Annotated in this window: 20 protein-coding genes; 9 read left to right on the top strand and 11 right to left on the bottom strand. The window is 67.0% G+C overall.

The genetic code is table 11. The annotated features are described in order from the left end of the window. Positions 1-260: 260 nt before the first annotated feature. The 6 genes from ubiA to OXR60_RS07100 all read left to right on the top strand — a co-directional run bounded on the left by ubiA (position 261) and on the right by OXR60_RS07100 (position 5,348). Complete coding sequence (ubiA, locus tag OXR60_RS07125) at positions 261-1,175, top strand: 4-hydroxybenzoate octaprenyltransferase (RefSeq protein WP_267395108.1); 915 nt, start codon at positions 261-263, stop codon at positions 1,173-1,175. 70 nt (positions 1,176-1,245) lie between these two features. Then, positions 1,246-2,607, top strand: coding sequence for a metallopeptidase TldD-related protein (locus tag OXR60_RS07120; protein ID WP_267395107.1), 1,362 nt, complete (start codon positions 1,246-1,248; stop codon positions 2,605-2,607). Then, positions 2,600-3,388 carry an inositol monophosphatase family protein gene (locus OXR60_RS07115; protein ID WP_267395106.1) on the top strand — a complete coding sequence of 263 codons (789 nt, stop codon included), beginning with the start codon at positions 2,600-2,602 and terminating at the stop codon, positions 3,386-3,388. The genes OXR60_RS07120 and OXR60_RS07115 overlap by 8 nt, the downstream gene beginning before the upstream one ends. Before the next feature lie 663 nt (positions 3,389-4,051). Beyond that, the gene (locus OXR60_RS07110) at positions 4,052-4,615 is read left to right on the top strand and encodes a DNA/RNA non-specific endonuclease (RefSeq protein WP_267395105.1); all 564 of its coding nucleotides are present in this window, start codon (positions 4,052-4,054) and stop codon (positions 4,613-4,615) included. Next, positions 4,602-5,021, top strand: a complete 420-nt coding sequence (locus tag OXR60_RS07105; protein ID WP_267395104.1) for a hypothetical protein — start codon at positions 4,602-4,604, stop codon at positions 5,019-5,021. The genes OXR60_RS07110 and OXR60_RS07105 overlap by 14 nt, the downstream gene beginning before the upstream one ends. Before the next feature lie 180 nt (positions 5,022-5,201). Then, positions 5,202-5,348, top strand: coding sequence for a lmo0937 family membrane protein (locus OXR60_RS07100; RefSeq protein ID WP_267395103.1), 147 nt, complete (start codon positions 5,202-5,204; stop codon positions 5,346-5,348). A gap of 54 nt (positions 5,349-5,402) precedes the next feature. Here OXR60_RS07100 and OXR60_RS07095 read toward each other — a convergent pair whose 3' ends face one another. The 5 genes from OXR60_RS07095 to OXR60_RS07075 all read right to left on the bottom strand — a co-directional run bounded on the left by OXR60_RS07095 (position 5,403) and on the right by OXR60_RS07075 (position 13,449). Next, on the bottom strand, positions 5,403-6,212 hold the full coding sequence (locus OXR60_RS07095) for a LytTR family DNA-binding domain-containing protein (protein WP_267395102.1): 810 nt from the start codon (positions 6,210-6,212) through the stop codon (positions 5,403-5,405). After that, positions 6,209-7,345 (bottom strand): sensor histidine kinase, encoded by a 1,137-nt coding sequence (locus OXR60_RS07090; RefSeq protein ID WP_267395101.1) that lies wholly within the window; start codon positions 7,343-7,345, stop codon positions 6,209-6,211. Before OXR60_RS07090 ends, OXR60_RS07095 begins: the two co-directional genes overlap by 4 nt. Positions 7,346-7,468: 123 nt before the next feature. Beyond that, on the bottom strand, positions 7,469-10,762 hold the full coding sequence (locus OXR60_RS07085; protein WP_267395100.1) for a TonB-dependent receptor: 3,294 nt from the start codon (positions 10,760-10,762) through the stop codon (positions 7,469-7,471). Between the two features lie 183 nt (positions 10,763-10,945). Next, positions 10,946-13,069, bottom strand: coding sequence for an NAD-dependent DNA ligase LigA (ligA, locus tag OXR60_RS07080; RefSeq protein ID WP_267395099.1), 2,124 nt, complete (start codon positions 13,067-13,069; stop codon positions 10,946-10,948). Between the two features lie 47 nt (positions 13,070-13,116). Beyond that, positions 13,117-13,449 carry a hypothetical protein gene (locus OXR60_RS07075; protein ID WP_267395098.1) on the bottom strand — a complete coding sequence of 111 codons (333 nt, stop codon included), beginning with the start codon at positions 13,447-13,449 and terminating at the stop codon, positions 13,117-13,119. A 111-nt stretch (positions 13,450-13,560) separates the two neighbouring features. Between OXR60_RS07075 and OXR60_RS07070 the strand changes: the two genes are divergently transcribed. Beyond that, on the top strand, positions 13,561-14,535 hold the full coding sequence (locus OXR60_RS07070; RefSeq protein WP_267395097.1) for an SDR family oxidoreductase: 975 nt from the start codon (positions 13,561-13,563) through the stop codon (positions 14,533-14,535). Between the two features lie 125 nt (positions 14,536-14,660). Here OXR60_RS07070 and recN read toward each other — a convergent pair whose 3' ends face one another. Together recN and OXR60_RS07060 are read right to left on the bottom strand one after the other, a co-directional pair. Then, positions 14,661-16,319 carry a DNA repair protein RecN gene (gene recN / locus OXR60_RS07065; protein ID WP_267395096.1) on the bottom strand — a complete coding sequence of 553 codons (1,659 nt, stop codon included), beginning with the start codon at positions 16,317-16,319 and terminating at the stop codon, positions 14,661-14,663. 157 nt (positions 16,320-16,476) lie between these two features. Next, a complete protein-coding gene (locus OXR60_RS07060) occupies positions 16,477-17,460 on the bottom strand; it encodes an outer membrane protein assembly factor BamD (RefSeq protein WP_267395095.1) in 984 nt (327 codons plus the stop codon). A gap of 85 nt (positions 17,461-17,545) precedes the next feature. Here OXR60_RS07060 and OXR60_RS07055 point away from each other — a divergent pair, with 85 nt between their 5' ends. Together OXR60_RS07055 and OXR60_RS07050 are read left to right on the top strand one after the other, a co-directional pair. Continuing rightward, a complete protein-coding gene (locus OXR60_RS07055) occupies positions 17,546-18,370 on the top strand; it encodes a class I mannose-6-phosphate isomerase (protein WP_267395094.1) in 825 nt (274 codons plus the stop codon). Positions 18,371-18,452: 82 nt separating this feature from the next. Next, positions 18,453-19,634, top strand: coding sequence for a glycosyltransferase (locus tag OXR60_RS07050; protein ID WP_267395093.1), 1,182 nt, complete (start codon positions 18,453-18,455; stop codon positions 19,632-19,634). Here OXR60_RS07050 and OXR60_RS07045 read toward each other — a convergent pair. The 4 genes from OXR60_RS07045 to yajC form a co-directional block, all read right to left on the bottom strand. Then, positions 19,616-19,984, bottom strand: coding sequence for an MTH938/NDUFAF3 family protein (locus OXR60_RS07045; RefSeq protein WP_267395092.1), 369 nt, complete (start codon positions 19,982-19,984; stop codon positions 19,616-19,618). The genes OXR60_RS07050 and OXR60_RS07045 overlap by 19 nt on opposite strands. 7 nt (positions 19,985-19,991) lie before the next feature. Then, positions 19,992-20,963 (bottom strand): protein translocase subunit SecF, encoded by a 972-nt coding sequence (gene secF, locus OXR60_RS07040; protein ID WP_267395091.1) that lies wholly within the window; start codon positions 20,961-20,963, stop codon positions 19,992-19,994. Positions 20,964-21,120: 157 nt separating this feature from the next. Beyond that, complete coding sequence (secD, locus tag OXR60_RS07035) at positions 21,121-22,719, bottom strand: protein translocase subunit SecD (protein ID WP_267395089.1); 1,599 nt, start codon at positions 22,717-22,719, stop codon at positions 21,121-21,123. Further along, complete coding sequence (gene yajC / locus OXR60_RS07030) at positions 22,719-23,057, bottom strand: preprotein translocase subunit YajC (protein WP_267395088.1); 339 nt, start codon at positions 23,055-23,057, stop codon at positions 22,719-22,721. Before yajC ends, secD begins: the two co-directional genes overlap by 1 nt. Positions 23,058-23,186: the final 129 nt, after the last annotated feature.

Genomic DNA, 23,186 nt, shown 5'->3' with positions numbered 1-23,186 from the left:
CTTGCGCGCGACCACCGCGGTGAGGATCGCGGCGGCGGCGACCGCACCGACCGCGAGCGATACCACGCCGGCGGCCTGCATAATCGCCCAGAACAGGGCTTCCACAAAACGACCAACGGCGACGGACAATCCGATCATGCCGAGCGGCCTGCCCGAGATTTGCGGCGGTGGCGAGGCGGCAGGGCAAAGATTGTCGCGCCCGTGGGAGGCCTGGCCGGCGGGGGCTTGCCGCGGGTGGCGCCGGGAGGGCAGGGAGCGGCATGGCTAGTTCACCCGAGATCGTCCCCGACAGCGAACACAAGGGCCTGGTCGGCCGGCTGCCGCCCACCTGGCGCGGGCTGGCACTGCTGGCGCGGCTCGACCGGCCGATCGGCTGGTGGTTGCTGTTCTGGCCCGGCGCCTGGGGCGTCGCGCTTGCCGGCGGCACGGTGACGCGCTGGGGGCTGATCGCGTGGATCCTGCTCGGGAGCATCGCGATGCGCGGCGCCGGCTGCGTCTACAACGACATCGTCGATCGCGATCTCGACGCGCAGGTGGCGCGGACGCGGGCGCGGCCGATCCCGAGCGGGCTGGTCTCGATCAAGCTCGCCTGGGGCTGGCTGCTGGTGCTGTGCGCGCTCGGGCTGGTGGTGCTGCTCCAGCTGCACGGGCTGGCGGCGATCGTGGCGGTGGCGAGCATCGCGCCGGTCGCCGCCTATCCGTTCATGAAGCGGATCACCTGGTGGCCGCAGGCGTGGCTCGGGCTGGTCTTTTCCTGGGCGGCGCTGGTCGGGTGGAGCGAGGTGGCGGGGGATCTCTCGGCACCGATGTGGCTGCTCTATGCCGGCGCGATCGCCTGGGTGATCGGCTATGACACCATCTACGCGTTGCAGGATCGCGAGGACGATGCGCTGATCGGGGTGCGCTCGTCGGCGTTGCGGATGGGCGCGCATGTCAAGGGCGGCACGGCGGGCTTCTATGCGGTCGCGGTGCTGTGCTGGGCGGGGGCGATGTGGCTGGTGCGGCCGGACCCGCTGGTGTGGGTCGCGCTGGTGCCGGTGGCGGGGCATCTTTGCTGGCAGGTGGCGACGCTGGTGCCCGACGATGGCGCCAATGCGCTGCGGCGGTTTCGCAGCAACCGTTTTGCGGGCTTGCTGATGTTCCTGGCGTGCGTGGTGGTGGGGACGTCGCTGTAGGCACCGTCTCTTCTGCAGCCGACGTCGATCGGGCCTAGCATCGCCCGGCGGGCATCCCTAAGTCCGGCCGATGCTTACCCCTGACCAGGCGCGCGATCGTGCGGCCGATATCGTGGCCCGTGCGGCCAAGGCTGGCGCCGATGCGGCCGATGCCGTGTTTGCCGCCGATGCCTCGCTCGAGGTGTCGGTGCGGATCGGCGCGCTCGAGGATGTCGGCCGTTCGGAGAGCGAGGAGCTGGGGCTGCGGGTGTTCGTCGGCCAGCGTTCGGCGAGCGTGTCGACCTCCGATCTCTCCGACGCGGCGGTGACGGCGCTGGTCGAGCGCGCGGTGGCGATGGCGCGCGAGGCGCCGGAGGATCGCTGGGCGGGACTAGCGCCGGCCGAGCGGCTGATGCACGGCGCGCCGCCGATGCTCGATCTCGACGATGCCGCACACGGGGATGACGCGGTGTCGCCGATCGAGTTGCGTGCGCTGGCGCAGCAAGCGGAAGAGGCGGCGCGCGCGGTGCCCGGCGTCACCAACAGCGAAGGCGGCGGCGCCAGCGCGTCGCGCTCGGTGTGGGGCCTGGCGACCAGCCATGGCTTTGCCGGCGCCTATGCGGCGACCGGCTACAGTCTGTCGGCAAGCGTGCTCGCGGGCAGCAACGAGGGGGGCATGGAGCGCGATTATGCGCACCACACCGCGCGGCGGCGCGCGCATCTCGAGGCGGCCGACTCGATCGGCCGGCGCGCCGGCGAGCGCGCGGTGGCGCGGCTCAACCCCGGGCGGGTCGCCAGCGGCGCGATGCCGGTGGTGTTCGATCCGCGCGTAGGGTCGTCGTTGCTCGGCCATCTCGCCGGCGCGATCTCGGGCCAGGCGATCACCCGCAAGACCAGCTTTCTGCTCGACGCGCTCGGCACCCAGGTGTTCGCCGCCGGTGTCACCATCCGCGACGATCCCCATCGCCCCCATGGCCTGCGTTCGCGGCCGTTCGACGGCGAGGGGCTGCCGGTATCGCCGGTCGCGCTTGTCGAACAGGGCATGCTCGAGACCTGGCTGCTCGACAGCGCCGCGGCGCGCCAGCTCGGGCTGGAGCCGACCGGCCACGCCGCGCGCGGCGTCGGCGGCGCGCCGGGCGTATCGACGAGCAACCTCTACCTCGACACCGGCGCGGTGCCGGTGGCGACGCTAATCGCCGACATCGCGCAGGGCGTCTATGTCACCGAGCTGATCGGCCAGGGCGTCAACGGCGTCACCGGCGATTACAGCCGCGGCGCGGCGGGCTTCAGGATCGAGAATGGCGTGCTCACCGAGCCGGTGGCCGAGTTCACGATCGCGGGTAATCTCAAGGAGATGTTCCTCCATCTCACCCCCGCGAACGACCTCGAGTTCCGCTATGGCATCAACGTGCCGACCTGCCGGATCGACGGGATGACCGTCGCGGGTGGCTGAACCGGGGCGCGATCTCGCCACCGCGGTTGCGGGGATCGCCGCGGAAGCGGGGCAGATGGCGCTTGCTCGCTGGCGGACCAATTTTCGCCAATGGGAGAAGGAAGCCGGCAGCCCGGTGTGCGAAGTCGACCTCGACGTTGATGCGATGCTGCGGGCGCGGCTGTCGGCACTGCTGCCCGACGCGGGCTGGCTCTCCGAGGAGCGCGCCGACGATCTCGTCCGGCTCGATCACGAGCGGATCTGGGTGGTCGATTCGATCGACGGCACCCGCGATTACATTCGCGGTCGCGAGGGCTGGGCAATTTCGGTCGCCTTGGTCGAGCGCGGCGCGGTAACGATCGGCGTGCTCGACGCGCCCGCGCGGCGCGAGCGCTGGTGCGCCGCGCTGGGCCAGGGGGCGTGGCGCAACGGGGTGCGGCTGCAGGCGGGGACGCGCGACGCACTGCCGGGCGCCCGGGTGCCGACCGACGCCCTGCCCAAGACGGATCGCGACCTGGTCGCGGTGCACAAGCCCAACTCGATCGCGCTGCGGATCGCGATGGTCGCGGCCGACGAGGCCGATCTGGTGGCGACGTTGCGCTGGGGCAAGGAATGGGACATCGCCGCCGCGGCGCTGATCGCCGCCGAAGCGGGAGCAGGGGTGAGCGATGCGGTGGGCGGCGTACTCGAGTTCAATAAGCGCCACCCGCAGGCGTTCGGGGTGATCGTGTCGGCGCCGGGCATCCATGATGCTGCCGTGGCGCGGCTGGCGGATCGCGCCAGGGTGATCCTGGGCAGCTGACGATACGGCGGGCGGGCGTGGCGTCGGCGGAACGATCGTCGACTCGCTTGGATGATACACCATCGTCAATCGCCTATGGCATAGTCAACCGCGACAGCCTTTCGTTGATCAACGCAAGTTGCGGTGGCAAAACATATAGGTCAATCAATGTCATGCGACACAGGCGTAGACTTGCCTGAGTGAAGGCCGCCTGACGTTAGTCACGATGCTTGACTTGTTGGAAAACGTTGCTCAAACGTTCCTGCCATACTCTGGGAGGAGGGTAGCGTGACCTTGATGCCCTACGAGGCCCGAAAGCGGCCATTCGAAATGTGGCTGCGCACGGGGATCAGGCCTGCTGCGGCCCATCCGGACAACCTCGAATGCAAGTCAAACCCGTGGCATGACGAGCGGAACGGGCAGTTCACCTTCGTGGGGGCGGGCAGGTATGTCGGCCAGGGCGGTTCCGCGCGCGGTGCTGACGGCAGACCCAGGAGCGGCGCCCCCGGCGCCGCGGCTCCGGGCCGCGGTTCGTCGACAACAACGTCGGCGCCGGGGGCGCCACCCCGCGACCCAGCTGCGCGATCCGCGAAGCGATCACCGAGCGATGCTTTCACCGGCGGCGGTGGCGGTCGCGGTGGTGGCGCTGGGGCGACCGGAAGGGCCATCTGGCCGGACGCGCAGATGCCTCGATCGACGCCGGCTGCTTCCGCCACGCCGACGGCCAGGATTTCTCGTTCGACCACTCCGGCCACTTCGGCCACCTCGGCGACCGCGCTGGCCCGGCCAGCCATCGCCATGGTCGGCGAACGGCGGCGCGTCATCGTCGCCAACGGCTACAATTATGAACTAGAAGCCGGCGACCGGATGAGACACGCATGGGGAGAGGTGTCGCTCACGGCCACGCCCGTGCGGTCGCGGTCACACCAGGCAGCGGCCGGCGGTGCGGATCGGCGGAAGACCGATGATGGCGGACATTATATCGCGGCGCGCTTCAACGGGCCGACGGAAGCCTTCAACCATTTCGCGCAGGACGCCAACTTCAACCGCGGTCGTTATCGGGCGTTTGAGGAGCAGTTGGCGACCGCCAAGAAGCAGCACAAGAGGGTGACGATATCGATCGTCCCGCACTATCATGGTGGATCGCGACGACCTTATGAGCTGGATGTTTTCTTCTCCGTTGATGGCCATCTGAAAAGTCTGAAATTTCCTAACGCGCCAACGGAGGTGAACCGTGACAAACGATGAAACTGGACGGCTGCTTTCCGAGATCGGTCAACTACTGGCGCGGGACACGGATTATCCGTTAGACGGAACCCTGCTGTATGCCGAGGTTGATGATAACTACGTGGCGCCCTCCATCTACAAGAACACGCCGGACCAGATCGTCTACCGGCATCCCGATCTCCGGGACCTTGGCGATGCGTTGCTCGATCTTTGGCGGGCGCAGACCGGCAACGCTCGCTGGGAGGAAATTGAATATGTCCTCAGCGACGGCAAGTTCGACGCCACCTTTACCTATCCGGACGAGATCGATCGCGACGAGGATCGGATGGACCGGCGCGACCGGATTGTGAAGCGACACTTTGGCGACAAGCCGATCTTCTATCCTCCGTGGCCGTATGACGACGACGTGCCTCGCTACGAGCTGTAGCGTCGGCTTGCTGACGGTGCGATCCGGAGAGACCCCGTCACCGACATTCTTCTGGTGCCGTGCGGTGTGTCCAAGCGCTGACCTATGACGGGCCGTTGCGGAGGCGGAACGCTTTGGCGTTTACCTACGTTTGTTGCTCAACGATGGCTGCCGTGGCCGTCGGATGCTTGGAGAGCTTATATGTTGTGGACCATCGCCGTCATTCTTCTCGTGCTCTGGCTGCTGGGCTTCTCGCTCCACATCGCGGGCGGCCTGATCCACATCCTGCTCGTGGTTGCGCTGATCGTTGGCCTGATCCAGCTGTTCAGCGGCCGCCGCGCGGTCTAGTCCTCACCCGGCGCCGCCTGCCCTTGGAAGTAGGGCGGGCGGCGCCGGACGCGCTTAGTGGACGAAGCGGGCGACGACGTCGCGGTAGCTGCGGCTCACCTTCACCGAAGCGCCCGAATTGAGTACCAGGAAGCATTCACCGTTGGTGTGCGGCTTGACCTGCTTAACCAGATCGAGGTTGACGATCGTCGAGCGGTGGACGCGCTGGAACCGGCGCGGATCGAGCCGCTTCTCCAAATCCTTCATCGTCTCGCGCAGGATCAGCGTGTTGTCGCCGGTGTAGATGCACATGTAATCGCCGGCCGCGTCGATCCGCTCGATGGTGTCGACGTCGACGCGGAAGATCTGGCCGCGATCCTTGATATTGATCAGCTTTTCGAAGCGATTGGCGCTGACCCCATCGGCATTGCCGCCGCCGTCGGCCATGTCCGCGGCCGCTTCCGGCGCATGCTCGGCGAGCACCTCCTTTAGCTTCTCATTCTCCTCGACGCCTCGCTTTTCGCTGAGCCGCTGGCGGACGCGATCCAGCGTATCGGCGAGACGCGATTCCTCGACCGGCTTCATCAGATAATCCACCGCCTGCGCCTCGAACGCGCGCAGCGCGTGATCCGAATAAGCGGTGACGAACACGAACAGCGGCGGCTCGACCTCCATCAGGCCCTGGACCACCGAGAAGCCGTCGAACCCGGGCATCTGGATGTCGAGAAAGACGAGATCGGGCTTGTGGGTCTTGATCGCGCGGATCGCCTCGCGGCCGTTGGAGCATTTCTCGATGATCTCGACATCATCGTGCGCCTGGAGCCTGAGCTCCAATCCCTGGATAGCGAGCGGTTCGTCGTCCACCAGGATGGTTCTGATCGTCATGCGGCCTCTCTACTCACATCGTCGAGCTGGTAGGGGATGTCGATCTCTACCGAAAACCCCCCAGCCGGCGTCGTACGCGTCTCGAAGCGCTGATCGGGGCCATAAGCCTGGACCAGCCTCTCCCTTATATTGGTGAGACCCACGCCGGTTGAAAGGCTTGGCATGGTGCGGCTTTCGTTCAACCCCGGACCGGTGTCGGATACGCTGATCTGCACGCGATCCCCGGCGAGCCGCACGCGCACGCAGATTTCGGCGCCTTCCTCCTGCGGGGTGACCGCATATTTGATCGCATTCTCGACCAATGGCTGGAGCAGCAGCGACGGCAGCCGCGCCCGCTCGACGCGGGGATCGATGTCGAATTCCGGACGCAGCCGCTCCTCGAAGCGCATCTTCTCGATCTCGAGATAGAGCTTCAGCTGGTCGATCTCCTGCGCCACCGTGACATGCGCGGTGGGCTCGTTGGCGAGCGTGTAGCGCAGGAACGACGACAGCCGGCTGAGCATTGCATTGGCGCGCTCGGTCTGCTTGAGCAGCACCAGGGTGGAGATCGAGTTGAGCGTGTTGAATAGGAAATGCGGGTTGAGCTGGTAGCGCAGCATCGCCAGCTGCGCCGAGCTCGCCTGGGTGGTGAGATGCTCCATCTGGTCGATCTGCTGTTCGACGATCAGGTAGAAGTTGATCCCGAAATAGAGCGCCGACCAGCCCGCGAGCACGGTGAAGCTAACGTAGATGCTGCCGATCAGCAGGGTCAGCGAGATCCCCGGCTGCATGCGGATGAACGAGAAGGTGAAGGCGTCGAGAAAGGCGTAAATCGCGGTGGCGGCGACCAGCGTCGCGACGGTGAGCAGGATCCCAGCGACGCGGGGCAGACGGCGATAGGTGCCGTACAGCGTCGAGAGCAGCAGGGTGATGCAATAGCCGAGAATCGATTCGACGATCACCGGGATGATCCCGTCGAGCGAGAAGCCGTTGGCGATCGCGCCGACCCCGCGCAGCGTCAGATAGCCGCTCCAGCCGACCGCCTGCAGCGTCCAGAAGGCGCGGCTCTTGTTTTCGAAGAACGGCCGCACATTGAGCGCGGTGCTTTGCCCGGGCGAGAGCGCGGGGCGCGGGGCGGGGGGAGGCGTCGCCATGATCTGCGGGCTCTACACGGGTGGTGGGAGGAGGCCAAATCCGGCAGCGGGCGCGGGGCAAAAAAAGGCCGCCGTTCCGTGGGGAACGGCGGCCGATTGGGTCCGGTGAGGAGCCGCTCGTCGTTAGAAGGTGAAGCGGGCGCCGAGACGGATGGTGTAGAGCGACTGCGACACGTTGATCGCCTTGTCATTCGGAGCGACGTACGCCGAGTAGCGATACTGGACGCAGGGCTGAGCCGAATTGGCGGCGATCTGTGCCGACGTCGGGGTGGCACCCGTCGCTACCGCAGTGGTGAGACACTGCACGGTGATGACGCCCGCTGTCGCGTCGTTGAAGGTCGGGCTGACCTGGCGCAGGCCACCCCAGTTCTTGTTGAGCAGGTTGGTGAAGTTGTTAATGTCGGCGAACAGCGACACGCGCGACCCACCGATGAACGTCGGCAGTTCCTGCTCGAGGTGGAGATCGATGACGGTGTTGGCGCGGCTGCGAGCGATGTTCTTCGCCGCGATCTTGCCGCGATACTTCTGGAGGCTGGTGCCGTTGATGAGGGCGTCCAGCGAGTTTTGCGTGGCAGTCGAGTCATAGCTGACGATGGCATCGTTGAGGCCGGTCGGCACGTACAGCAGATTGGTCGACTGATTGGCGGTCAGCACCGTGCCGAACACCGGCGATCGGTTGGCCGTCTGGTCGTTCATCGTGAAGCTGTACGGCTTGCCCGCGCGGGTCTCGCCGAAGAGCTGCAGCGTCGTCTTATAATCCTTGTAGAACGCGTGCTGGTATCCAACCGAATATTTGAACGACCAGGTCGTCTGCTGATCCGACGTGCCCAGCACGGCGTTGTTGGGATCGCTCAGCACCTGAAAGCGATAGTTAGAGTTGATCGTCGACGACGACGCGTTGCTGACGTCGCGAACGTCCTGCAGCGTGTAGCTGCCACCCAGCGACAGACCGAAGTCGAAGGTCTTGTCGATGCGGATCACGCCGATGTGGCTGCGGCCCTTGGAGGTGTTGGTGGACAGGATGTCGTAGTTATTGTCGCTGAAGCCAGCCGGGCCGGCGATGTTGCCATAGCGCGGGCGGCCGTCGGGCAACCGGCCGATCACCACCGAACGGGCATCGGTGAAGACCACGGCGTCGATCGTGTTCGAATAATAATAATCGAGGCCGATGTTGAAGCCCATGAAGGAATAGTCACCCGACAGCGTCGCCTTGAGCGAGCGCGGCAGGTGGAAATCACGGTCAAGCGCGCCGGTATTGGTGCGCGGCAGGCTGGTGTTGCCCGTCACGTTGGAGGCAACCGTCTGCAGAGCCGCCGGCACCACGCCGGTCACGTTGTTGAGCGCCAGGTCGCAGGTCGAGCCCGCGGTGTTGCAGGTCGCGTCTCGGTTGATGGTCAGCGAGTTGGTGGTGATCGTGTTCGAGAAGCTGTTCGACATGTAGATGTCGGGCGACCCACCGCCGAAGATACCGGCGCCGCCACGCAGCTTCAGACCGTTGAAAATGCCGCGTGGGCGGAAAGCGAAGCTGATGCGCGGCTCGATCTGATCCAGACCCTTATAGGTCTTGGTGTTCGGGAAGCCGTAGCGTGCCTGGAAGTACGGATTGTAGATCGGGTAATCGTCCATCGCATACATGCTGTAGCGCGTGCCGTAGGTAACCGTCAGATCGGGGTTGACCTGCCAATCGTCCTGGAAACCGAAGGTATATTGCGTGTAGCGGAAGTCGGCGGCGGCACTGCCCGGGCCGTTGATCTCGGCCGCGTAGACGAGTTGATTGGCGCGACCTGCCTGATAATCGGCGAGCGAATCGAAGTACCAGGAGCCGAGGCTGTTCTGCACGAAGTTGTTGAACGTGCGGTTTTGCGTGACCTCGCCCAGCAACTTCACTTCATGCGAGCCAGCACGATAGCGGGCCATGATCGAGCCGCCCCAGGTGTCGAAGAACAGCTGGTTGGTCTGGCGCGAATTGTCCGGACCGAAGAAGATGCGCGGCACGCCGGTGGTGCAGGTCGTCGTCGAGCCGGCGGACGTGGGATCGATGCAGACTCCGAGTTGGCCCGAGGTGCGGCCGTTGAGCGGCTCCTGGCCACGCTCCTGATACTTGTAGAGGCCGCGGATCTCGGTCGAGAACTTGTCGGTCCAGTCCGAGTTCAACTGGACGATGCCGGCGCGCAGCAGCTCGGTAAGCGCGTAGGCGTTCGAGCTGAGGCCGTAGCTGGGTGTCGATGCCGACAACGAGGTGTTGTTCTGGCTGACGAGCGAGTCATAGGCATTGACGTATGACAGCGACAGCTTCTGGCGGTCGGTGATGTTCCAATCGATCTGGCCGACGATCTTTTCGTCCTTGCGCGGGTTGACCACAAGCGAGTTGCCCGGATCGACCGAGGCGTAGCGGGTCGACGCATCGGTGAGGTTCACCACATTGTCAATCGCGCCCTGCGTTAGGCCGGGGATCTGCGCGACGAGGGTGCTGAACGGACGCGGATCGGTGTTGCGCTCGGCGGCGACCATGAAGAACAGCTTGTCCTTGATGATCGGGCCGCTCAGGCGCGCGCCATAAGTCTCGCTCTTGTACTTGGGGGTGATGATCTTGTTGGAGCCGATCTGGTCGCCCGAGAGGCCATCGGTGTTCTGCGAATAGAAGCCGGTGCCGTGGAACTCGTTGGTGCCCTTGAGCAGCGTCACGTCGATCGCGCCGCCCTGGAACCCCGACTGGCGGAAGTCATAGGGAGCGACCGACGTCGCGACCTGGCCAATTGCGTCGAACGGGATAGGTCCGCGGTTGGTCGGGCTCGCGTCCTGGTTGAGGCCGAAGGTATCGCCGACCTGCACACCGTTGATGGTGAAGCGGTTGTAGCGCGAGTTGACGCCAGCGAAGGCGACGGCGCCGCCCCGGTCGCCGCTGCTGGCGCGATCGATGTTGGCGAACGGATCGCGGCGCTCGACGTCGCGCACGTCGCGGTTCACCGAGGCGACCTTGGCGACGTCTTCCTGGGTAAGAATGGTCTGCGGACCATCCGAGCGCACGCCGGCGCCGCGGATGTTCGACGCGGTGACGACGATGTCAGCACCGCCGCTGCCGCCGCTGGTGTCCGCCAGGTCGATCGGCAGGGCATAAGCCTGCTGCACGACCGTATAGATGTCGGTAACGCTGGTGGTGCCCTGGACGCTCGAGACCTCGACCGTGTAGGGACCGCCAGCGCGCAGGCCAGCGATGGTGAAGGCGCCACTCGAGTCGGTGGTCGTCGTCGAGCGCGTGCCCGACTTAACGTCCGTTGCGGTGATGTTGGCGCCAGTCACGGCTGCACCGCCGCTAGTGACCGTCCCACGGATGGACGACGTGGTTTCCTGGGCGGATGCCGCTGCCGGGGCGATCAGCGCTACCGCTGCGACGCCCAGGAACAAATTGTTACGCATTGAAGTTTTCCCCTTTGACCGCCGGTTTAAGCCACGCGTGACTCGTAACCGGCTGTGCCGTTGCTGCGGCCCCTGCCCGGCGGATATTTCCATTCCGTGACAGATTCACCAGCGATTTTGGGGATATGTAACTCGACGTCGCGGCGTTGCAAAAAAGACACGAGTTAGGTTACGTTCGCTTACCTACTGCGTGGCCGCGACCATGACGATCCAATCGGCCTCGCTGATGACCCGCACGCCGAGATCCGCGGCTTTTTTCAGCTTGGAGCCGGCATTGGCGCCGGCGATGACCAGGTCGGTCTTGGCCGACACCGAGCCGGACACGCGGGCGCCCAAGGCCTCGGCCTGCGCCTTGGCCTCGTCACGGCTGAGGGTCTCGAGAGTGCCGGTGAACACCAGGGTCTTGCCGCTGACTTCCGATTCGCGGGTCTCGAACAACAGGTCGGACGGGGTCACCTGGCTGAGCAGGTCGGCGACTGCTTGCTGGTTGTGCGGCTCGGCAAAGAAGTCGACCAGCGCGAGCGCGACCTCGGGGCCGACCTGCTTGGTATCCACCACCGCGGCGAGCAGCTTGGCCATCCGGGCGAGATGCTTGTCGGGCGCTTCGCCGAGCGCGGGCGGGGTGGCATCGCGAACCTCGATCGCGCGGCCGATCATCTCGGTCAGCGCCGCCCAGCTCGTCCAGCGGCGGGCGAGGTCGCGCGCGGTGATCTCGCCGATGTGGCGGATGCCGAGCGCGAACAGAAAGCGGTCGAGCGATGGCGCGCGCTTGGCGTCGATCGCGGCGACCAGGTTGCGCGCCGACACCTCGGCCCAGCGTTCGCGGGCGAGCAAGGCCGCCTCGGTGACGCGGAAGATGTCGGCGGGGGTGGCGATCAGGCCGTCGCGGAAGAAGCTTTCGATGTTGGTGATGCCGAGCCCTTCGATATCGAGCGCGTGGCGCGAGGCGAAGTGGCGGAGGCGCTCGACGCGCTGCGCCGGGCAGATCAGCCCGCCCGAGCAGCGCCAGTCGACCTCGCCGGGCTCGCGCTCGGCGGCGGACCCGCATTCGGGGCAATGGGTGGGGAAGGGCCAGGGCTCGCGTGCCTCGTCGCGGCTGAGGTTCTCGGCAATCTGCGGGATGACGTCGCCGGCGCGCTGGATCACGACGCGGTCGCCGGGGTGGACGCCGAGACGGACGATCTCGTCGGCATTGTGGAGGGTAGCGTTGGTGACGACCACCCCCCCGACGGTGACCGGCTCCAGCCGCGCCACCGGCGTCAGCTTGCCGGTGCGGCCGACCTGGATGTCGATCGCGCGCAAGGTGGTCTGTGCCTGTTCGGCAGGAAATTTGTGCGCGATCGCCCAGCGCGGCGCCTTGGCGACCTGGCCGAGCCGGGCCTGCCAATCGAGCCGATCGACCTTGTAGACGACGCCGTCGATGTCGAACGGCAGATCGGCGCGACGGGCTTCGATCGCGCGATAGGCAGCGAGCGCGTCGGCGGCGGTCTCGGCGCGAGTGAAGCCCTCGGCGATCGGCAGGCCCCAGGCCTGGATCGCGGCGACGACACCGGCCTGGGTGTCGGCGGGCATCGCCGAGGTCTCGCCCCAGCCATGGGCGAAGAAGCGCAACGGCCGGCTGGCGGTGACGCGCGCGTCCTTCTGGCGCAGCGAGCCGGCGGCGGCGTTGCGGGGATTGGCGAACTGGCGCGCCTTGGCGGGGTCGATCGCCTCGGCGAGCAGGCGCGCGTTGAGCGCGGCGAAATCGGCCTTGGCCATGTAGACCTCGCCGCGGATCTCGAACACGTCCGGCGCGTCACCGGCGAGACGGCTCGGGATGTCGGCGATGGTGCGGACATTCTCGGTGACGCCCTCGCCGACCTGGCCGTCGCCGCGGGTGAGCGCCTGGACCAGCACGCCGGCCTCGTAGCGCAGCGAACAGGACAGGCCGTCGATCTTGGTTTCGGCGGTAAGCGCGACCGGCTCGTCATCGGCGAGGCGCAGGAAGCGGCGGACGCGGACGACGAACTCCTCCACCTCCTCGTCGGAGAAGGCGTTGTCGAGGCTCATCATGGCGCGGGCATGGGCGACCTTGGCGAGGTGCCCGGCCGGCGCGGCGCCGACCTGGCGGCTTGGCGAATCGGCGCGAACCAGATCAGGGTAGGCGGCCTCGAGCGCGGCGTTGCGGCGGACCAGCGCGTCATAGTCGGCGTCGCTGATCTCGGGGGCATCGTCCTGATGGTAGCGACGGTTGTGGTGCGCGATCTCGGCAGCAAGCGCTTCAAGTTCAGCGGCGGCCTGATCGGCGGGAGGGAGCGCGGCGGTCATCGTTCAGCGGGGTAGGGTAGGCGCGGCGGGGTCGGCAAGAGGGCGCGTTATCGGTGCAGCCACCAGCCCGGGTAAGCGGCGACAACCACCGCGGAGAGGATCATCACCTCCAGCATCGGCCGGCACGCGAAGGCGCTCATCGCCTCGATCGACTTCAGCGTGTTGCGCCCGGCGGCGACCAGCGCGGCGAGGCACCAGGCGAGCAGCAGCCCGCCGGCGCTGGCGTGGCGCAGCAGCGTATCGACCGCGAGCAGCGTGATCAGGACGAAGGCGCCGGCGGAAACCAGCATCATCGCGCCGCCGAGCGGCCGCATCGCCCGCGCCATACGCGAGTGGTGGCCCTGACGTAGCATCGGGGACGGGCTCGTCGTGCCGATCATGCGCTTCTCCTCGACGGACCCCGTTGACCTGGATCAAGCATTAATACGCGCGACGCGGGATATTTGGCCCGCCCCGATCGCTTTTCCCTGCAAAACAGATGGAGAATGCGCATGACCGATGGAGCCAGCCGCCGGGACGTGATGAAGGTTGCCGCCGTGACCGGGATGGCCGCCGCCGCGGCGCCGGCGTTTGCCCAGACCGCGCAGCCACTCGCCGATCCGAAGACCAAATATCCCTCGCAGCCGTTCGCCGAGCAGCGCCAGAAATGGCCCGCCCTGCAGCGCGACATGAGCCCGGTGCCGGACAGCGGCGAGCGCAGCTACAAGGGGTCGGGCCGGCTGACCGGGCGCAAGGCGCTCGTCACCGGCGGTGATTCGGGTATTGGTCGCGCCGCGGTGATCGCATTCGCGCGCGAGGGCGCCGATGTCGCGATCAATTATTATCCGACCGAGGAGCCCGACGCGCAGGACGTCGCCAAGCTGCTGCGCGCCGAGGGGCGCAAGGTGGTGCTGATCCCGGGCGATCTCACCGACGAGAAGTTCTGCCGCGACCTGGTGGAGCGCGCCAACCGCGAGCTCGGCGGGCTCGACATTCTCGTCAACAACGCCGCCTACCAGCAGTCCAAGGCGTCGATCTTCGAGATCAGCTTCGAGCAGTTCGACCGGACGATGAAGACCAACCTCTATGCGATGTTCCACCTGTGCAAGGCGGCGATCCCGCTGATGAAGCCGGGCGCGTCGATCATCAACACCGCCTCAGTCAATTCGGTGAGCCCGGAAAAGGAGCTGCTTGATTATGCCACCACCAAGGGCGGCATCCTGATCTTCACCAAGGCGCTCGCCAAGCAGCTCGCCGAGAAGGGTATTCGCGTCAACGCGGTGGCGCCGGGGCCGATCTGGACGCCGCTGCAGGTCGCCGGCGGCCAGTTGCCGGGCGAGATGGGCAAGTTCGGCCAGGACACGCCGCTCGGCCGCGCCGGGCAGCCGGCGGAGCTTGCCGGGCTGTATGTGACGCTGGCGGATCCGGCGATGAGCTTCACCAGCGGCAGCCTGTTCGGCGCGACCGGGGGCACCGGGGTGGCGTAGGCCGATTACCGTCATCCCAGCGCAAGCCGGGATCTCCTGCCGGCGCGCGGTTCGGCCGTTGGGCGAGGAGGCCCCAGCTTTCGCTGGGGCGACGGTCTGGTGTTGCTGCACGCGACGAAGCTGGATTACGCCGTTTCCAGCAGCCGGTCTGCCTGGGCCCGGGCCTCGTCGGTGACCGTCGCGCCGGACAGCATGCGCGCGATTTCCTCGCGGCGTTCGGCCTCGGCGAGGACGCGGACGCCCGTGCGGGTGACGGTGCCGTCGTGGCTCTTGGCGATCAGCAGATGCTCGGCGCCGCGGGCGGCGACCTGCGGCGAATGGGTGACGACCAGCAGCTGGGTGCGCTCGGCTAGCCGCGCGAGGCGTTCGCCAATGGCGCTCGCCACCGCGCCGCCAACGCCGCGGTCGATCTCGTCAAAGATCATCGTAGCGGCGCCGCCGACTTCGGCAAGCGCGACCTTGAGCGCGAGGATGAAACGCGACAGCTCGCCGCCCGAGGCGATTTTGGCGAGCGGCGCGAATGGGGCGCCGGGGTTGGTCGCGATCTCGAACTCGACGCGGTCCTTGCCCGCGCCTGACCAGCCCTCGGCGCCGACGTCGACCACACTGGTGCGGAAGCGCGCAGCATCGAGCTTGAGCGGCGCGAGCTCGCCCGCGACCGCGACATCGAGCCGCTCAGCGGCGGCGTGGCGGCGGGCGGAGAGGATCGACGCCGCGGCATCGTAATCGGCCCGGGCGGCGGCGACCGCGGTCTCGAGCACGGCGATGCCGCCTTCGCCGGCCTCGAGTCGCTCGAGCCGCGCGGTCAGCTCCTCGGCGAGCGCGGCGAGATCGTCGGGCTGGACGCGATGCTTGCGCGCCATCGCGCGCAGCTCGAACAGGCGGGTCTCGTCATCCTCGAGGGCGCGGGGGTCGTAGTTGAGGTCGCGGCGCGCCTCGCGCAGGCTGTCCTCGGCGGCGGTCGCCTCGATCATCGCGCGATCGACCGCAGCGAGCGCCTCGCCAAGCGAGGCGTGGTCCTCGGCGATCCGCTCGAGCACCCGCGCCGCCTGCCGCAACTGGGCCAGGCCGCCGTCAGAGCCTTCGAGATAGTCGTCGATCGCCTCCAGCTCGGAAGCGATCTTCTCGGCGCGCTGCATCGAGCGGCGCTTGTCGGCGAGCGCCTCCTCCTCGCCGGGCTCGGCGGCGAGCGCGGTGAGTTCGCCGACGGCGTGTTCGAGCCACTCACGGTCGCGCGCGGCGGTGTCGATGTCGGCGCGGGCGTCCGCCAGCCTGGCCTCGGCGGCGCGCAGCGTCGCCCAGGCGCGCGCGGTGTCGCCTGGATCGACCCGGCCGAAGCTGTCGAGCAGCGCGCGATGGCCGCGGGGGTTGAGCAGGCCGCGATCGTCATGCTGCCCGTGGATTTCGACCAGCATCGGCGCCATCTCGCGCAGCAGCGCAGCGCCGGCGGGCTGATTGTTGACGAAGCCGCGGCTGCCGCCGTCGGCCTTGACGATGCGGCGTATCAGCAGTGGCTCGCCGGGCTCGAGCTCGATGCCATTGTCCTCGAGCAAGGCGGCGATCGGGCCAGCGGGCGGATCGAAGGTGGCGGTGACCACCGCCTGGGTGGCGCCATGGCGCACCAGTCCGGTTTCGCCGCGGCCGCCGAGCGCGAGGCCCAGTGCATCGAGCAGGATCGATTTGCCGGCGCCGGTTTCCCCGGTGAGCACGTCGAGTCCGGCCCTGAACTCAAGGTCCAACGCCTCGATCAGGACGACGTCGCGAATGGCCAGCGCGGTCAGCATCGTGGCCGATATAGCGTGCCGCGCGGCAATGTTGATCCCTAAACGTTCCGATCGTGCGGAATGATGATCGTTAAACGGTGCCGGCGTACGTCAGTTCGTCATCCTGAACCGAGTTCAGGATGACGAAAGTTGTGTTTGGCCGCTCGTTCTTGGGAAATCAGGTCGTGGGCGTGGTACCGGCGGGCGTGATCGGCGCCGTGCTGCCGGCGCCGCCGCTGGGGCTTGCCGGGGTCGGCGCGCCGGGCGCCTCCGCGGTCGGCGTCGCGGTGCCGGACGAACCGGGCAGCGCGTTGCCCTGAGTGCCGAGCGAGCCCGGCGTGCCGCGCGGAACCGCTTCCTGCCCGGGGGCGAGCGCGGCAACGGCCTTGGGCGGATGCTCCTGCATCAGCTTGTAGGCGTGGGCATACCAGTCGGTACCGGGATAATTGTGGCCGAGCACTGCGGTGGCGCGCTGGGCCTCCTGGGGCACGCCAAGCTCGAGGTAGGTCTCGGTGAGGCGCATCAGCGCCTCGGGCGTGTGCGTGGTCTGCTGATATTGGTCGATCACGGTGCGGAAGCGCATCGAGGCGGCGAGCCACTGGCCGCGCGTCTCGTAGAAGCGCCCGATCTCCATCTCCTTGCCGGCGAGGTGATCGTTGACGAGATCGATCTTGAGCCGCGCGTCCGAGGCGTAGCGCGTGTTCGGGTAGCGGCGGGTGAGTTCGCCGAGCGCGTCGAGCGCCTGGCGGGTGATCTTCTGGTCGCGGGTGACGTCCTTGATCTGCTCGTAATAGCTCAGCGCAACGAGATAATAAGCGTAAGGTGCATCACGGTTGCCCGGGTGGACCGACAGGAAGCGCTGCGCGGACTGGATCGACTGGGTGTAATCGTTGCCGAGATAATAGCTGAACGCGCTCATCAGCTGCGCGCGGCGGGCCCAGACCGAATAGGGATGCTGGCGCTCGACCTCGTCGAACAGGATCGCAGCCTCCTTGTAGCGCCCCTGATCCAGCCGGCGGCGCGCCGTCGAGTACAGCGTACCGACGTCGCGGGCGACATAAGGCGTGTCCCCCTTGGCACGGTTGCGGGCGCAGCCGGCGATGGGGAACGCAACGGCGGCGATCAGCGCGAGAGACAGCGCCTTGGACTGGGGGATACGCATCGGCCTTGCTCTTAGCGTAAGGGGGTGGCGGCGAACAATCCCCCGCGTTACGCGTTCGGCGTTCGCGACCCACGAAAGGATTCTCATGCCCGCCAAGCTGCTCCACACCCATCGCGTCGAAAAACCCTGGGGGCGGCACGACCTTGGCTTCGGCTTCGAGGACGCGCCTGCCGGCGGCGACCCGATCGGCGAGATCTGGTTCCAGGAGCCGGGCGACACCACGCCCGACCTGCTGATCAAATACCTGTTCACCGGCCAGAAGCTGTCGGTGCAGGTGCATCCCAACGACGAAGAGGCGCATGCCCGCGGCCTGCCCCGCGGCAAGGACGAATGCTGGACGATCCTGGCCGCCGCGGACGATTCGACGATCGCGCTCGGGCCCAAGGCGCCGATCACGCAGGACAAGTTGCGCGCCGATGCGCAGGACGGCTCGATCGAGGAGGATCTCGATTGGGTGCCGGTGAAGGCCGGCGACTTCTACTACGCGCCCTCGGGGACGATCCATGCGATCGGCGGCGGACTGACGCTGATCGAGGTGCAGCAGAACTCCGAGACGACCTATCGCCTGTACGATTACGGCAGCGATCGCGAGCTGCACCTCAAGGACGGCGTCGCGGTCTCACATCTGACGCCGTACCAGCCGATCACCTCGCCTGGCGTTGTCAGCGATGACCGCAAGATTCTGGTCGAGGGCCCGAAGTTCGTGCTCGAGCGCTGGACTGCCGGGACGCATGCCGTGGCGCTGCCCGAGGGCAAGACCGCCTGGATCGTGCCGATCACCGGATCGGGTGACGTCGGCGGCGTCGCGTTCAAGGCGGGTGAGTGCGTGACGGTGACCGGCAGCGAGACGGTGACGACCAGCGCCGATGCCGATGTACTGTTCGCCTATCCGGGCGTGACTCGGATCTGATTCGGATCGCCCCTGTCGATGATGCGGCCTGTGGTGACCACAGGAGCAGGCGTTAACCGGCAGGGGCTATGATGCGCGGACCATGCTGCGCATCCTGACCTTGTCGACCCTGTTTCCCGACGCCACCCGGCCCAATTTCGGTGTGTTCGTCGAGCGCCAGACGCTCGGCCTCGCCGCCCGGCCGGGGGTGAAGGTGACGGTGGTGGCGCCGATCGGCCTGCCACCGACGCCGTTGACGCGGTTGCTCCGCCCCGCACTGCTCGACGTGCCGACGCGCGAGCGCTGGAAGGGGCTCGATGTCCACCGACCGCGCTTCACCGCCGTGTCGGCGACCGGCGGGCGCTGGCATGCCCGGCTACTCGAGCGCGCGCTGGTGCCGGTGCTGGATGCGATCCGCGACGATGCCGGCTTCGACGTGATCGATGCGTCCTTCTTTTTCCCCGACGGCCCGGCCGCGGTGGCGCTCGGGCGGCGCTATGGCGTGCCGGTGTCGATCAAGGCGCGCGGCGCGGATATTCATCATTGGGGGCGGGCGGCGGTGACGCGGCGTCAGGTGCTCGCGGCGGGGCAAGCCGCCGACGGGTTGCTCGCGGTGAGCGAGGCGATGCGGGCGGACATGGTCGCGCTCGGCATGCCGGGAGCAAAAATTCGCGTTCACCACACGGGAATCGACCGTGATCGCTTCTGCCCTGGCGATCGGGTGGTGCTCAAGCAGGCGCTGGGCGTCGCCGGGCCCCTGGTGCTGTCGCTCGGCGCGCTGATCCCGCGCAAAGGGCATGACATCGTCATCGAGGCGGTGGCAACGCTGCCAGGCGTGACGCTGATCGTGGCCGGGCAGGGGCCTGAGCAGGGCCGGCTGGCGGCGCTAGCGGCACGGCTGGGCATCTCGGACCGGGTGCGGCTGGTCGGCCCGGTGCAGCATGCTGCGATGCCAGACCTGGTCGCGGCGGCGGATTTGATGGCGCTGGCCTCGGCCTCGGAAGGGCTGGCCAACGCCTGGGTGGAAGCGCTGAGCTGCGGGACGCCGATCGTGATCACCGATGCAGGTGGCGCGCGCGAGGTGGTGACAAGCGGGGCCGCCGGGCGGGTGGTGAGGCGCGATCCGACCGCCTTTGCCGGCGCGATCGCCGACGTGCTGGCCAGGCCGCCCGCGCCGGAGTTGGTGCGGGAGACGGTGGCGGGGTTCAGCTGGGAAGCGAATGCCACGGCACTGGCAGAGCATCTCGCCCGGCTGGTGGCGCGTGGTCAGGCGTCGAGCGGGTAGAGCGCGGCCGCGATCTGGCGACCTTCGTTGCGCAGCACGCCCCAGGCGCGGGCGGCGGCGCGGCTGTCCATCGCCTCGATGCCGATGCGGCGGGCCTCCAGCGCCTTCACCAGCGCTACCGGCGGGCGGACCAGGGTGGCGCCCGTACCGATCAGGATGAACTCGGGCTGCATCGCGACCAGCGATGGCAGATGCTCGATCGCGAGATCGCCGAGCGCGGGCGGCGCCCAGTCAGTCGCGGCTTCAACCGTCATCAGCAGTGCGCGGTGCGCGGTCTCGCCGACTCGGAAGCCGGTGCCGGCGAAGGCGCGGACGATCGGGCCGCCCGAGGGGGGCGAATCCTCGCTCATCCGCATCTCAGCGGTCCCGCGGCCCGACCCGCTCGGCATTGTCGATCGACCGGTCGCCGCCCTTGGCAGGGCGGGGATCGGCGCGCAGACCAAGGGTGATCAGCAGCGACGACGACACGTAGATCGACGAATAGGTGCCGACGACGATGCCGAGGATCATCGCGGCGGTGAAGCCGCGCAGCACATGGCCGCCGAGGAACAGCATCGCGACCAGCGCGAGCAGGATCGTCACCGAAGTCATCACGGTACGCGGGAGCGTCTCGTTGACCGAGAGGTTGATGATCTCGCGCATCTCCATCTTGCGATAGCGGCGCATGTTCTCGCGGATCCGGTCGTCGATCACGATCTTGTCGTTAATCGAATAGCCGATGATCGTCAGCACTGCCGCAACGATGTTGAGATCGACCTCGAACCCGGTGAGCGCGAAGAAGCCCAGCGTCATCAATAGATCGTGGACGATGGCGACAATGGTGGAGACGCCGAACTGCCATTCGAAGCGGACCACCGCAAACAGGCCGATGCCGAGGATGGCGAGGACCACCGCAAGCGCGCCATGCTCAATCAGCTCGCCCGAGACCTTGCCTGAGACGGTGGAGTAGCGCGAGAAAGTGGCGCCCGGGAATTGCTGGGCCAGCGCGCCCTCGACCTTCTTGACGACGGCGTTGGTCGCACCCTCATCGGCGCTCTTCTGAACCGGGAGGCGGATCGTCAGCGTCTTGCCGTCACCGACGGACTGAAGCGAGGCGTCGCCGACGCCGAGCCGATCCACGGCGCTGCGAACCTGGTCCTGGTTGGGCGTGGTCGCGAATTTTTCCTCGATCATCAGGCCGCCGGCAAAGTCGACGCCGAAGTTGAGGTGCTTTACCGCGACCAGGCCGATCGCGAGCACGCTGAGCAGCAGGGTCAGCCCAAAGGCGATCCCGCGCAGGCGGACGAAATCGATGTTGGTGTTGTCGGGGACGATCTTGAGCAGTTTCATGAGCTAAACCCGTCGCCCCGGCGTGTGCCGGGAGCTTCCATCAAAAAAGCCGTCACCCGGGCGAACGCCGGGGTCGTTCGCGGCTCCTGCGCCGCTACTGCCGCACGAGACCCCAGCTTGCGCTGGGGTGACGTTGTTGGGGCTGATGCTGTGCCGATCATATGTTGATCGTCTTCGGCTTGTTGCGGCGGATCCACAAAGCGACGAGCATGCGGGTAAAGGTGACCGCGGTGAACACCGAGGTGATGATGCCGATCAGCAGCACCACCGCAAAACCCTTCACCGGGCCCGACCCGAGCACGAACATGATCACGCCGGAGATGCCGTGGGTCATGTTGGCCTCGAAAATCGTCCGGCTCGCTTCCTTATAACCGAGCTCGACCGCCTGAACGACCGAGCGGCCACGCCGGCGTTCCTCGCGGATGCGCTCGTTGATCAGCACGTTGGCGTCGACCGCGGTACCGATGGTGAGCACGAAACCGGCGATACCGGGCAGGGTGAGGGTGCCATGGAGTACCGCGAGCACGCCGAGGATCACGAACACGTTGATGATCACGGCTAGGTTCGCATAGAGGCCGAACCGGCCGTACGTCAGGAACATGAAGGCGACGACCAGCGCCACGGCGACCGAGCAGGCGAGGATGCCGGCGCGGATCGAGTCCTTGCCGAGATCCGGGCCGACAGTCGATTCCTCGATCACCTTGAGGTTGACCGACAGCTTGCCCGAGCGCAGCGCGATGGCGAGCTGGTTGGCGCTCTCGACCGTAAAGTTGCCCGAGATCGAGGCCGAGCCACCGAGGATCGGCTCGTTGATGTTGGGCGCCGAGATCACGCTATTGTCGATGATGATCGCGAACGGCTTGTTGACGTTCTGCTGCGTCACCCGCGCGAAGCGATTGCCGCCATCGGCGTTGAAGTTGATGGTGATGTTGGGAAGGTTGGTCTGTGGGTCGTAGGCCTGGCGAGCATCGGCGAGCTGGTCGCCGGAGATGATCACGCCGCGCTTGACCGCGATGAACGGCGGCCCGGCAGGGTTGCCCGGATAAGGCAGCACTTGGCTGCCGATCGGGGCGATGCCCTTGGCGAGATCCGCCGGATTGGCATTGGTGTCGACCAGCTTGAATTCGAGCTTGGCGGTCTTGCCGAGCAGATCCTTCAATGCCTGCGGGTTTTGCAGGCCGGGCACCTGGACGACGATGCGGTTGTCGCCCTGGCCAACGACGGTCGGCTCGCGGGTGCCGAGCTCGTCGATGCGGCGGCGGACCACCTCGCGAGCGTCGGCCATCGCGGTCTTGACCGCCTGGGTAAGGCCGGCCTGAGTGGGGGTGACGACGAACCGGCTGGTGTCGACCACCGTGATGTCCCACTCGCGCTGGCCGGTCATCCCGGCGCCGCCGCCGGTGATGCCGAGCAGCCGCTCGCGCGCCGCATCCACCTGCGAAGGATCACGCAGCAGGAAGGTCACCTGGTTGCCGCGCGTCGAAATGTCGCCGATCGCGATCCGCGGCGTACCATTGCGCATCGCGCCCTGGATCTGGTCGCGCATTGCCTCGATGCGGCTGTTGGCGAGATCCTGGGTATCGGCCTCGAGCAGCAGGTAGCTGCCGCCGGCGAGATCGAGGCCCTTGTTGATCCGCGGGTGGATCGGCCAGCTGTTGGTGATGCGTTCGGGCAGGAAGCTCGGGACCGCCAGCGCACAGAGCACCGCGAGCAGCGTCCAGATCGAGACGACCTTCCAGCGAGGAAAATCGAGCATCAGTCGTTCGCCGGCTTCGAATTGGGGCTGGTCACCTCGGTGAGGGTGGACTTGACCACGCGGACCCGGGTGTTGGCGGCGATCTCGACCTCGACGAAGCCGTCCTCCACCTTGGTGACCTTACCGACGATGCCGCCGGCGGTGACCACGGTGTCGTTCTTCTTCACCGCCTCGACCGACTGCTGGAGCAGCTTCATGCGCCGCTGCTGTGGGCGGATCATGAGGAAATAGAAGACGATGAAGATCAGGAACAGCGGCGCAAGGCTAATGATCGAAGCGAAACCGCTCGATTCACCGGTGGCGCCTGCGACCTGGGCATAAGCTGGGGAGATGATCATCTTGTCCGTGCATGGCTGATCGGCAGGAAAAATGTCCCCGCCCGTGAAGCGTCGCGCGCTAGCATTGGTGGGCCGCGCGCGCAATCATTCCGCCAATCGCGGCCAATCACGGGCGCCTCGCCGATCCGC

The sequence above is a fragment of the Sphingomonas sp. GC_Shp_5 genome (assembly GCF_026540855.1).
In the GTDB taxonomy this organism is placed as follows: domain Bacteria; phylum Pseudomonadota; class Alphaproteobacteria; order Sphingomonadales; family Sphingomonadaceae; genus Sphingomonas.
Note: the sequence above shows the minus strand (reverse complement) of the source record. Positions and strands in the feature narration are given on the sequence as shown.

Coding starts and splice junctions, on each gene's coding strand:
- OXR60_RS07095 (WP_267395102.1), bottom strand. CDS start 6,212: ATGACGATCAGAACCATCCTGGTGGACGACGAACCGCTCGCTATCCAG.
- OXR60_RS07070 (WP_267395097.1), top strand. CDS start 13,561: ATGACCGATGGAGCCAGCCGCCGGGACGTGATGAAGGTTGCCGCCGTG.
- ubiA (WP_267395108.1), top strand. CDS start 261: ATGGCTAGTTCACCCGAGATCGTCCCCGACAGCGAACACAAGGGCCTG.
- recN (WP_267395096.1), bottom strand. CDS start 16,319: ATGCTGACCGCGCTGGCCATTCGCGACGTCGTCCTGATCGAGGCGTTG.
- OXR60_RS07060 (WP_267395095.1), bottom strand. CDS start 17,460: ATGCGTATCCCCCAGTCCAAGGCGCTGTCTCTCGCGCTGATCGCCGCC.
- OXR60_RS07100 (WP_267395103.1), top strand. CDS start 5,202: ATGTTGTGGACCATCGCCGTCATTCTTCTCGTGCTCTGGCTGCTGGGC.
- ligA (WP_267395099.1), bottom strand. CDS start 13,069: ATGACCGCCGCGCTCCCTCCCGCCGATCAGGCCGCCGCTGAACTTGAA.
- OXR60_RS07050 (WP_267395093.1), top strand. CDS start 18,453: ATGCTGCGCATCCTGACCTTGTCGACCCTGTTTCCCGACGCCACCCGG.
- yajC (WP_267395088.1), bottom strand. CDS start 23,057: ATGATCATCTCCCCAGCTTATGCCCAGGTCGCAGGCGCCACCGGTGAA.
- OXR60_RS07090 (WP_267395101.1), bottom strand. CDS start 7,345: ATGGCGACGCCTCCCCCCGCCCCGCGCCCCGCGCTCTCGCCCGGGCAA.
- secD (WP_267395089.1), bottom strand. CDS start 22,719: ATGCTCGATTTTCCTCGCTGGAAGGTCGTCTCGATCTGGACGCTGCTC.
- OXR60_RS07085 (WP_267395100.1), bottom strand. CDS start 10,762: ATGCGTAACAATTTGTTCCTGGGCGTCGCAGCGGTAGCGCTGATCGCC.
- OXR60_RS07120 (WP_267395107.1), top strand. CDS start 1,246: ATGCTTACCCCTGACCAGGCGCGCGATCGTGCGGCCGATATCGTGGCC.
- OXR60_RS07075 (WP_267395098.1), bottom strand. CDS start 13,449: ATGATCGGCACGACGAGCCCGTCCCCGATGCTACGTCAGGGCCACCAC.
- OXR60_RS07055 (WP_267395094.1), top strand. CDS start 17,546: ATGCCCGCCAAGCTGCTCCACACCCATCGCGTCGAAAAACCCTGGGGG.
- secF (WP_267395091.1), bottom strand. CDS start 20,963: ATGAAACTGCTCAAGATCGTCCCCGACAACACCAACATCGATTTCGTC.
- OXR60_RS07045 (WP_267395092.1), bottom strand. CDS start 19,984: ATGAGCGAGGATTCGCCCCCCTCGGGCGGCCCGATCGTCCGCGCCTTC.
- OXR60_RS07110 (WP_267395105.1), top strand. CDS start 4,052: ATGCCTCGATCGACGCCGGCTGCTTCCGCCACGCCGACGGCCAGGATT.